The following is an 11362-nucleotide window of genomic DNA, read 5'->3' on the forward strand; positions in this document are numbered from 1 at the left end:
TTTTAAAAATCAAATGATAATACTATATTTAAAATAATTTTTATATTTATATATATATATATATTTATATTTTTAAAAGTTTTTTATTATACTATATAAAAAATGAAATAATTAATAGAGGTTCATGTGATTAAAAAAATTGGAGTATTAACTAGCGGCGGAGATGCTCCAGGTATGAATGCTGCCATTCGGGGGGTAGTAAGAACTGCGTTAAGTGAAAAATTAGAAGTTTTTGGTATTTATGACGGATATTTAGGTTTATACGAAAATCGTATGATAAAATTAGATCGATATAGCGTATCAGATGTAATCAATCGAGGTGGAACATTTTTGGGATCAGCACGATTTTCTAATTTTTATAAAGATGAAATACGAGCTATTGCTGTAAGAAATGCAAAACAAAGACAAATTGATGCTTTAGTTATTATTGGTGGTGATGGGTCTTATATTGGCGCGCAAAAATTAACTCAAATAGGTCTGCCATGCATAAGTATTCCTGGTACTATAGATAATGATGTTGCAGGCACGGATTATACAATAGGTTACTTTACAGCATTAGAAACAGTTGTAGAAGCTATTGATAGACTGCGAGATACTTCTTCTTCCCATCAGCGTATCTCTATTGTAGAGGTTATGGGAAGATATTGTGGAGATTTAACATTAGCTGCAGCTATTGCTGGTGGATGCGAATTTATTGTTCTTCCAGAGGTAAAATATATTAAAGAAGATTTAGTAAAGGAGATTAAAGCTGGAATAGAAAAAGGGAAAAAACATGCAATTGTTGCAATAACAGAATATATTTGTAATGTCGAAAAATTAGCAAAATACATCGAAAAAGAAACTCATCGAGAAACAAGAGCTACTATTCTTGGTCATATTCAGAGAGGTGGTGCACCAGTAGTATATGATCGTATTTTAGCTTCGCGTATGGGTGCATATTCTGTTGAATTGTTACTGCAAGGTCATAAGGGTAAATGTGTAGGCATTCAAAATGAAAAAATGGTTTTTCATGATATTGCTGATGCTTTACAAAATATGAAACGTATTTTTAAACAAGATTGGTTAATTACTGCAAAAAAGTTATATTAATATAACATTTGTGCCGGTTTTCCGGCGCTCTAAGGTCATTTTTTATTGCAAATATTTTCATTGATGATTTTTTATATGATACAAATATAATTATTATATATAAAGCATATAAAATCATAACGAGTATTAAAATAATGAATATTTATAATAAAAATAATATAATCAAACAATGCCTAGCTGAATTTTTTGGAACAGGATTAATTATACTATTTGGATTAAATGCTACAGTATTATCTAAACTCAGTAATTATAATATTAATTATTTAGATATTAGTATTATCTGGAGTATTGGAGTATCAATATCTATTTATTCTAGTTTATTTATATCTGGCGCGCATTTAAATCCAGCTATTACTATTTTTTTATGGTCTATATCTGAATTTAATAAAAAAAAAGTATTACCGTATATTTTTTCTCAAATATTAGGATCATTTTTTTTTACAATGATTATATATTGTATTTATCGTAATATTTTAATAGTATTTGAGCGAACACATAAAATCGTACGAGGTACTCAAGAAAGTCTTGATCTAGCATCTATTTTTTGTGTATACCCAAAAATAAATACTCTATTTTTATATGATTTTATTGCAGAAGTGATGACATCTATTATTTTTATGATAGTAATAATGTTATTACGTCATAAAAAAAAATATCTTTTAACTTATTCGTATTTATCTCCAATTTTAGTAGGGATATTAATTTTTTTTATCAATATATCTATTGGTTCTTACTATAATATTACTCTAAATCCAGCTAGAGATATTGGACCAAGAGTATTTTTAAGTTTTATCGGATGGGGTTCTTTATCTTTTACTGGTGGTACTAATATACCATATTTTTTTATTCCTTTGTTAGGTCCTATCATCGGAATTAATATTGGTGGGTGGTTATATAAAAAATTAATAATAAAAAATTAAAAATATTAAATTATTAATATATTTTATGAGCTATCTTTATAATTTTTAAAAATTCTTTATATTCTAATGATGCATTTCCAATTAATAAACCACTTATATCCGGCTGTTCAAGAAATGGTTTAGCATTTAAAGAACTAATAGAACCTCCGTATTGAATAATAAGACTATCTATACTAACACTGTCATGTTCTGCAATATAATTTTTAATAAATTGATGTATTATTTGAACCTTTTCTGCATCAGCTGATTGACCGGTTCCAATTGCCCAAATAGGTTCATATGCTATAACCGTATTTCTAAAAGCACTTTTTCCACAAATATTAAATATACAATTGATTTGATTTTTAAGTATTTCATATGTTTTTTTTAATTTTTTTTCTTCTTTTGTTTCTCCTATACATAAAATAGGAATTAAATTGTGGCTTTTAGCTAAATAAAATTTTTTTGCAATAATATCATTATTTTCATAATGAAAAATACGCCTTTCAGAATGCCCTAAAATAACATATTTAACACCAATATCTTTCAACATTAATATAGATACTTCTCCAGTAAATGAACCGCTTAAATTGACATCTATATTTTGTGCTGAAACAAATAAATTTTTATGAACAATATTTTTACATAATCTATCTAAATATACAAATGCAGGGGCGATAACAATAATATTTTTTTCAATATGACATGATAAATACGCTTGTAATTGCATTAAAAATTTAGAAATTATTATTTTTTTTTGATTAAGTTTCCAATTAGCAACGATTAAAAATTGTTTCATATTACCTCTAGAATATACATTTTTATTTTAAAATATATTTTTTAGAAACTAAGTTTGTTTATAATTTCATTATATGAAAACTTAGTTTCTATTATGCTATACTGAAATATACTTTCTATTCATATTGATTATTGGATTGCTAAGTATTTTTTAATCTAATATATATATTTTCTGCTACATTTCTCTATGAATATACTTTCTTAAAATGCAAATAAAAAAAATAATTTTGATAAAATAAAACTCTTGAATATTTTTATTTTCATTTTGACATATTATAAAAAATTAATATATGCATATTTTTATTATTTCTGAAATATAATTTTTTTTAATAATGCTATCACGCAATTAGCACCTTATCAAAATGTTATAAATTTTATTTTTCAAAAAATATTTTTTAAAAGTGTTATTCAGTATTTTTAGCTGCTTTAAAAGCATCTGCCATAGCGCTAGAAAAATTGTCATCAGAATTTTTTTGACACGTTAAATCCTCTTTAAGATTTTCTTCAATCCAATGAAGATTTACATAAATTATTCTGTTTTTACGATCGATATTTATTATTTTAACTAAAATTTTATCATTAATTTTTATTTTTTGTATAAAATTATTAACATCTATATGCGTAATATCAGAAAATCTCATATGTCCTTCAACATTTTCCGACAATTCTACTATTGCACTTTTACTATCAAAAGATTTCACTTTAGCGGGAATAATTAATGATTTATTTAAAATAGTTATATATTCATTTAGAGGATCATCTTCTAATTGTTTTATTCCTAATGAAATTCGCTCTCTTTCTGCATCAACTTGTAAAACAACAGCTGATATTTCATCACCCTTTTTATATTGTCTTACAGCTTCCTCACCAGGACGACTCCAGGAAATATCAGATAAGTGGACCAATCCATCTATTCCGCCATTTAAACCTATAAAAATACCAAAGTCTGTAATAGACTTAATTTTTCCAGAAACATGCACACCTTTGTTATGTGTTTCAGAAAATTGTTGCCATGGATTTATTTTACATTGTTTTAAACCAAGCGAAATACGACGACGATCCTCATCAATATCTAAAACCATTACCTCTACTTTATCATTAACGCTCACTACTTTAGATGGATGAATATTTTTATTAGTCCAATCCATTTCAGATACATGAACTAATCCTTCTACTCCCTCTTCAATCTCTACAAAACAGCCGTAATCTGTCAAATTAGTTACACGTCCACTTAATTTAGTACATTCTGGATAGCGTTTAGAAATAGCTATCCATGGATCTTCACCTAATTGTTTTAATCCTAAAGATACTCTTGTTCTTTCTCGATCAAATTTTAAAATTTTAACATTGATTTCATCGCCCACATTTACAATTTCACTTGGATGTTTTACTCGTTTCCAAGCCATATCTGTAATATGTAATAATCCATCTACTCCCCCTAAATCTACAAATGCGCCATAATCTGTTAAATTTTTAACAATACCCTTAACATGAATTCCTTCTTGTAAATTTTCTAGTAATTGATCTCTTTCAGCACTGTTTTCTGATTCAATTACCGCTCTTCGAGATACAACAACATTATTACGTTTTTGATCTAATTTGATAACTTTAAATTCTAATTCTTTTCCTTCTAAATGTATTGTCTCTCGAATAGGTCGAATATCAACTAAAGAACCAGGTAAAAAAGCACGTATATCATTTAATTCAACAGTAAATCCTCCTTTGACTTTACCATTGATTATCCCAATTACTGTTTCTTCTTTTTTGTGTGCATCTTCTAATACCAACCATGCTTCATGACGTTTGGCTTTTTCACGCGATAATATAGTTTCACCGAAACCATCTTCTATCGCATCTAAAGCTACATCAATTTCATCACCTACCTTAATATCTAATAATCCTTGAGAATTCTTAAATTGTTCAATAGGAATAGAAGATTCAGATTTTAAGCCTGCGTCTACTAAAACTATATCTTTTTCTATTGAAACAATGACTCCACGAATAATAGATCCTGGTCGAGTTTTAATCTCTTTTAGAGATTGTTCAAACAATTGAGCAAAAGATTCATTCATATTAATAATTTCAAGAAACTTTTATGTAACATCTATTTTAGCTTCATGCAAAATGAGGTTGTTTTAATATGCCTGATAATAATCCCTATTATAGGGCGTAATATTAAAAAAATAAAAATTCTATATTTTTATTTTTTTGAGTATATATATCATAGAAATGTTAACAACTTCTAAAAAACTCATATTAGTTGAATTTAATATTATAGCATTTTTTGATGGGTATAAAGGAGAAATTAATCGATTTTCATCACGCTGATCACGATCTTGAATTTCTTTTAATAACTGCTTATAATCTACATTATATCCATTTTTTTTAAGTTCTAAAAATCTTCTTTTAGTTCGGCATTCTAAGCTAGCATTTAAAAAAAATTTCAGTATCGCATCTGGAAAGACAACAGTTCCCATATCACGACCTTCTGCTATTAATCCTGGAAGACAGCGAAATGATTGTTGTTTTTTTAATAATATTCTTCTTATATAAGGATAAGTGGATAATTGAGAAGCAAGATTACTAATATTATGAGAGTGAAGATAATAAAAAATATTTTTTTCACATTTTGTTATTTTTGATTGCGCTTTTTTAATTAAAGAAAAATCAAATTTTCTTGCAATAGGAATAATATTATTTTCAATAATAGAAACATTTTTTTGTAAAGCTAATAAAGCAATTATGCGATAAATTAAACCTGACTCTAATAAAGACCAATTTAACTTATTGGCTATTTTTTTAGACAATGCACTTTTTCCAACGCCACTTGGTCCATCAATTGTAATAACAGGAGCTAATTTTATCATAATAATCTTTTAATTAAATATAAGGTATTTAAAAATATAAAAATATTTTATAAAATATTATCTAATCACTAATAGTACTAATTGATAAAAATTTTTGAAAATAAGATGGAAAAGTTTTTTCAACACACTTGGGATTTAATATATTAACACCAATATTTGATAGCGATATAAGTGAAAAACACATAGCCATTCTATGATCATTATAAGTATTAATATTTGAATAACAAAAAGATTTTGGGGGAGAAATTGATAAAAAATCTTTTCCTTCTTGAATTATAGCACCAATTTTTTTTAATTCATTAGCCATAGCAGACAATCGATCAGTCTCCTTTACTCTCCAATTATATATATTACGAATTACTGTGGTACCTTTTGAAAATAGAGCGACTATAGCAATAGTCATTGCCGCATCTGGAATATGATTCATATCCAAATCTATTGAATATAAATTATTGCGAATACATGTAATAGAATAATCTTCCCAAATAATGCGCGCTCCCATTTTTTCAAGAACATGAGCAAATTTAATATCACCTTGCACGCTTTTCTTTCCCACTCCTTTTACTGTAACAGCACCACCTTTAATCGCAGCAGCCGCTAAAAAATAAGAAGCAGAAGAAGCATCTCCTTCTATCCAATATTCTCCAGGTGATTGATATTGTTGATTTCCTTGAATATAAAAAATAGAATAATTATCATTTTTAATACTAATTTTAAAAATAGCCATTAAATATATAGTAATATCGATATAAGGTTTAGATACTAAAGAACCTTTGATAAATATAGTAGTATCTTTTTTAGCCAATGGTGCAATGATTAATAACGCTGTTAAAAATTGACTCGAGATGCTACCATCTAAGATAATAGACCCCCCAATAAAACCACCATAAATGCAAACAGGAGGATATCCTGTTTTTTTTTCATAATTTATAACCGCACCGCCTTGTTGCAAAGCATGTATAAGATGTTTAATCGGTCTTTCGTGCATTCTTTTATCTCCACTCAAAATAACATTATTTTTCTTTAAAGAAAATGCTGCTAGCAAAGGCCGCATAGCAGTTCCAGCATTTCCTAAAAATAATGAAATTGGTTGAGATAACTGAAAAGCTTGACCAATACCATGCATGTGACAAGTACGTTTATCGGCTGAAAGAGAATAGTGAATACCTATATTTTTTAAAGCAAGTAACATATATTTAACATCATCGCTATCCAATAAATTTTTTAATACTGTCACACCTTTAGACATCGCAGATATTAATAATACTCGATTAGAAATACTTTTAGAACCAGGTAAATACACAGTTCCATTAACACCAGTAATGGATTTTAATTTTAAACATTCTTCCATAATGAATTATACACTCTATGTAATGATAATAAAAAATGTATTTTTTTAATTGAATTAATTATTTACCCATATCTATTTTGAAAATGTAACATAAATTCCACTAAACATCGAACTCCTGATAATGGCATGGCATTATAGATCGATGCTCTTATACCACCGACCACAGAATGACCTCTTAAGCCAATCAAACCATATTCATATGCTGTTTTTAAAAATATCTCATTTAATTTCGGATCTATTATGTTAAAGACAACATTCATTTTTGATCGATTCTTTGCAGATATATTATTCGTATAAAAATTACTATTATCTATTGTTTTATATAATAAACGAGATTTTATTTCATTTTTTTTTTCTATTTTTTTGAGTCCTCCTTGTTTTTTTAACCATTTAAATACTAAACCTGACAAATACCAAGAAAATGTAGGTGGAGTATTATACATAGAATTGTATTTTGATAATATTCGATAATCTAAAATTGAAGGAGGTAGAGAGGTGGTATTTCTTAACAAGCTTTCTCGAATAATAATTATTGTTATCCCTGCAGGTCCAATGTTTTTTTGAGCTCCAGCATAAATAAGATCATAATTTTCAATATTAATATCACGAGAAAGAAGTACAGATGAAAAATCACCAATAATAATATTTTTAAAGCCATTTGGTTCTTCATAAATAGCTATACCATCAATTGTTTCATTTGGACAATAATGAATATATTTAGCATATTTACTTATATTCCATTGAGACATCGGCAAGAGAGAAACAACATTATTACATATTGTTTTAATATTTATATTATTAGGTATACAATATTTTCTTGCTTCTATTTCTGCGCACTGAGACCAATAACCACTATTAATGTAATCTACATTCTGAGAATTGCTTAGCAAATTCATAGGTACAGCGGAAAACTGACCTCTAGCGCCACCTTGACAAAATAATACTTTATAAGATTCTGGAATCCGTAATAAATCTCTTAAGTCTTTTTCCGATTCTTCTGCAATATCAATAAAGTCTTTACTACGATGGCTAATTTCCATCACAGATAAACGCAATTGTTTCCAATTTTGTAATTCTTTTTTCGCTTGACGAAGTACTATTTTAGGAATCATTGCTGGACCAGCGCTAAAATTGTAAACTACATTCATTATTTCACCAATATTTATTTTTTAAATATTTTATATTTTTATTAATTTATAAATTTTAAATTTTGCATATATTTTTGTAATATTTTTGGCACTTCTATGCGACCATCAGAACATTGATAATTTTCTAATATTGCAGCTAATGTTCGACCTACAGCTAATCCAGAACCGTTTAATGTATGCAAAAAACAAGTTTTTTTTGTAATATTATTTCGATATCTTGCTTTCATTCTACGCGCTTGAAAATCGAGCATATTAGAACAAGAAGACACTTCTCTATACTTTTTTTGAGAAGGAAACCACACTTCTAAATCATAAGTTTTTGATGCGGCAAAACTAATTTCTCCAGCGCATAATAGCATTTTTCTATATGGTAGTTCTAAAAGTTTTAATACTTTTTCTGCATGATTAGTTAATTGCTCCAATGCTTTTTTTGATTTTTCTGGTTGAATAATTTGCACTAATTCTACTTTATCAAATTGATGTAGTCTAATTAATCCTTTGGTATCACGACCATAAGAAGAAGCTTCTGATCGAAAACAAGGAGTGTGTGCAGTAAGCATAATAGGTAATACTTTTTCGTTAACTATTTGATTACTGACTAAATTAGTTAAAGGCACTTCTGCTGTAGGAATTAAGATATAATTATCTTTATTAGAGGATTTAATATGAAATAAATCATCACTAAATTTAGGTAATTGTCCTGTTCCATATAACGAATTTCTATTAACTAAGTAAGGCACATAAACTTCTATATAACCATGACTAGTTGTATGTAAATCTAACATAAATTGACTTAATGCACGATGTAAAAGAGCAATATTACCTTTCATTACTACAAATCGTGCACCAGATATATGAGCTGAAGATTGCCAATCTAATCCATTATATTTTTTTCCAATTTCGATGTGATCCTTAATTTCAAAATTATAATTTCTTTTTTCACCCCAACATTTAATTATTTTATTATCACAATAGTTTTTTCCTTCAGGAATATCTTCGGAAGGAAAGTTTGGTATTAATATTGAAAAATTATGAATTTTTTCTTGTAATCGTTTTAATTTCATTTGAAATAAATGTAAATTTTTATTAGATTTTATAACTTTTTGTTTTAATAATTCATCTTTTTTCTTAAGAAATTTCGCATTTTTGACTAAATTAGATAAAATATTATGCTGACACTGTAAAGTCTCAGTTTTAATTTGAAGATTTTTTCGTTCTTCTTCCATCGAAGATATTTGAAGAGTATCTAACTCAAATCCTTTTTTTAATAATTTTTTAGCTAAATTATGCAAGTCATATCGTAATAAATCAGGATTCAACATAATGTTTTACGTCTTTTAATAATGAATAAAATTTTGTTTTTATAAATAATTTACATTTTAAAAAAATTAAAATATAAAAGATAGTATTATTCCATTCTTTATATCGTTTAGTATTATATATTTTAAGAGTGTTTTTTTATATGAGAATAACACTATACAAAAATAAAATACTTCATAATTTTCTTATGATATTCTTTATATCTTATTATAAGAATACAATATTAACATGTTCTAAATTTCTTATAAAATATAAATATTTCTTTGTAAAAAATTAATTTTTTAATGAAAACAAAATAATTAATATTGTCACATAAAAGTATACTGAATAAAAAAATTTTTATAAAAATAAGAATATATTCTCTTATTATGACAGTATATTTACTGTATGTAATGCAAAAAAAATAACAGATATCTCAAAAATTTGATAATATATCTAGCTTTAGAGTACAAAGTGATTTTAATATCAGCAATATTGACTAAAATATAAGGACAATAAAATCATTGAAAAAAATTATACATAATAAAATAATTATTTTAGGATCTGGACCAGCGGGATATACAGCTGCTATTTATTCATCAAGAGCTAATTTAAAACCATTTTTAATTACAGGTAATAATAAAGGTGGACAATTGATGAATACAAATGAAATTGAAAATTGGCCAGGAGATGTGAATACCGTTTCTGGTACAGATTTAATAAATAGAATGCATCGACAAGCACTAAAATTTAATACAAAAGTTATATCTGATCATATTATTTCAGTAAAATTATCAGAAAAACCGTTTTTTATGATCGGTGAAAAAAATATTTATACATCTGATGCGTTAATTATTGCTACTGGCGCTAATCCACGTTTTTTAGGACTAGAATCAGAACATACTTTTAAAGGTAAAGGTGTCTCCACGTGCGCGATATGTGATGGTTTTTTTTATAAAAATAAAGAAGTAGCAGTAGTAGGAGGAGGTAATACTGCTATTGAAGAAACGTTATACTTATCTAATTTTGTACATAAAATACACTTAGTGCATCGTCGCGATCATTTTAGAGCTGAAAAAATTTTAATTAGTCGGTTAACAAAAAAGATTGAAGAAAAGAAAGTAATACTACATTTAAATTGTACTATTTCAGAAATATTAGGAAATTCCTTTGGTGTTGATAGTATATTAATTAAAAAAAATACTTATTTGAATGAGAAGATATTGAAAATCATGGTTTCTGGTGTGTTTATTTCTATTGGATATACGCCTAATACAAGTCTTTTTATCAATCAATTAGACATGAAAGACAATTATATTAAAATTCTTTATGGTCAACATGGCAATCATACACAAACGAGTATACCTGGTGTTTTTGCAGCTGGTGATGTAACAGATCATGTTTATCGGCAAGCTATTACTTCTTCTGCAAGTGGTTGTATGGCTGCATTAGATAGTGAACGATATCTTAATTCTATAAATCTATAATATTAATATATTTTCACAAATAATATACTAGTCAAAACGACTAGTATTATATAAGATAATGCGATAACATTTACAATGTTATGAAAAACACATATTTTAATTTTAAAGTAAGAGAACAGTATGGCTAAAGAAGAAAATATTGAAATGCAAGGAACAGTGATAGACACATTACCTAATACCATGTTTCGTGTAGAATTAGAAAATAAACATATCATTACCGCCCATATCTCAGGTAAAATGAGAAAAAATTATATTAGAATATTAACAGGTGATAAAGTAACTGTAGAATTAACATCATATGATTTAACCAAAGGTCGTATTATTTTTCGGAGTAGATAATTATTATGTTGGATAAGTTTCTAGTGATAATATTACAAGAAATATAAAAAATTTAATTTTTTTATTTCATTAATATATTTTAAAA

10 protein-coding genes are annotated in these 11362 nt (G+C 26.6%); 4 read left to right on the forward strand and 6 right to left on the reverse strand.

Features of this window, described 5'->3' with window-relative positions; all coding sequences use genetic code 11:
* Positions 1–126 precede the first annotated feature (126 nt).
* Positions 127–1089: a 6-phosphofructokinase gene (gene pfkA / locus AB4W59_RS01330; RefSeq protein ID WP_367672869.1), complete on the forward strand. Its 963-nt coding sequence runs from the start codon at positions 127–129 to the stop codon at positions 1087–1089.
* Between the two features lie 134 nt (positions 1090–1223).
* Positions 1224–2009: an MIP/aquaporin family protein gene (locus AB4W59_RS01335; RefSeq protein WP_367672871.1), complete on the forward strand. Its 786-nt coding sequence runs from the start codon at positions 1224–1226 to the stop codon at positions 2007–2009.
* 13 nt (positions 2010–2022) lie between these two features.
* Here the strand turns inward: AB4W59_RS01335 and tpiA are convergent, their stop codons facing one another.
* From tpiA to serS, 6 genes are all read right to left on the reverse strand, one after another.
* Positions 2023–2787, reverse strand: coding sequence for a triose-phosphate isomerase (gene tpiA, locus AB4W59_RS01340; protein ID WP_367672872.1), 765 nt, complete (start codon positions 2785–2787; stop codon positions 2023–2025).
* Positions 2788–3190: 403 nt separating this feature from the next.
* Positions 3191–4858, reverse strand: a complete 1668-nt coding sequence (gene rpsA / locus AB4W59_RS01345; protein WP_367672873.1) for a 30S ribosomal protein S1 — start codon at positions 4856–4858, stop codon at positions 3191–3193.
* A 120-nt stretch (positions 4859–4978) separates the two neighbouring features.
* The gene (gene cmk / locus AB4W59_RS01350; RefSeq protein ID WP_367672874.1) at positions 4979–5653 is read right to left on the reverse strand and encodes a (d)CMP kinase; all 675 of its coding nucleotides are present in this window, start codon (positions 5651–5653) and stop codon (positions 4979–4981) included.
* A gap of 61 nt (positions 5654–5714) precedes the next feature.
* Positions 5715–7004: a 3-phosphoshikimate 1-carboxyvinyltransferase gene (gene aroA / locus AB4W59_RS01355; protein WP_367672875.1), complete on the reverse strand. Its 1290-nt coding sequence runs from the start codon at positions 7002–7004 to the stop codon at positions 5715–5717.
* A 62-nt stretch (positions 7005–7066) separates the two neighbouring features.
* Positions 7067–8152, reverse strand: coding sequence for a 3-phosphoserine/phosphohydroxythreonine transaminase (gene serC, locus AB4W59_RS01360; RefSeq protein ID WP_367672876.1), 1086 nt, complete (start codon positions 8150–8152; stop codon positions 7067–7069).
* Positions 8153–8193: 41 nt separating this feature from the next.
* On the reverse strand, positions 8194–9474 hold the full coding sequence (serS, locus tag AB4W59_RS01365) for a serine--tRNA ligase (RefSeq protein WP_367672877.1): 1281 nt from the start codon (positions 9472–9474) through the stop codon (positions 8194–8196).
* Positions 9475–9975: 501 nt separating this feature from the next.
* On the opposite strand from serS, the gene trxB reads away from it, so the two are divergent.
* A complete protein-coding gene (gene trxB, locus AB4W59_RS01370; RefSeq protein WP_367672878.1) occupies positions 9976–10938 on the forward strand; it encodes a thioredoxin-disulfide reductase in 963 nt (320 codons plus the stop codon).
* Positions 10939–11058: 120 nt separating this feature from the next.
* Positions 11059–11277 (forward strand): translation initiation factor IF-1, encoded by a 219-nt coding sequence (infA, locus tag AB4W59_RS01375; protein WP_367672879.1) that lies wholly within the window; start codon positions 11059–11061, stop codon positions 11275–11277.
* Positions 11278–11362 lie beyond the last annotated feature (85 nt).

This window comes from Buchnera aphidicola (Cavariella theobaldi) (assembly GCF_964059165.1).
In the GTDB taxonomy this organism is placed as follows: domain Bacteria; phylum Pseudomonadota; class Gammaproteobacteria; order Enterobacterales; family Enterobacteriaceae; genus Buchnera; species Buchnera aphidicola_BO.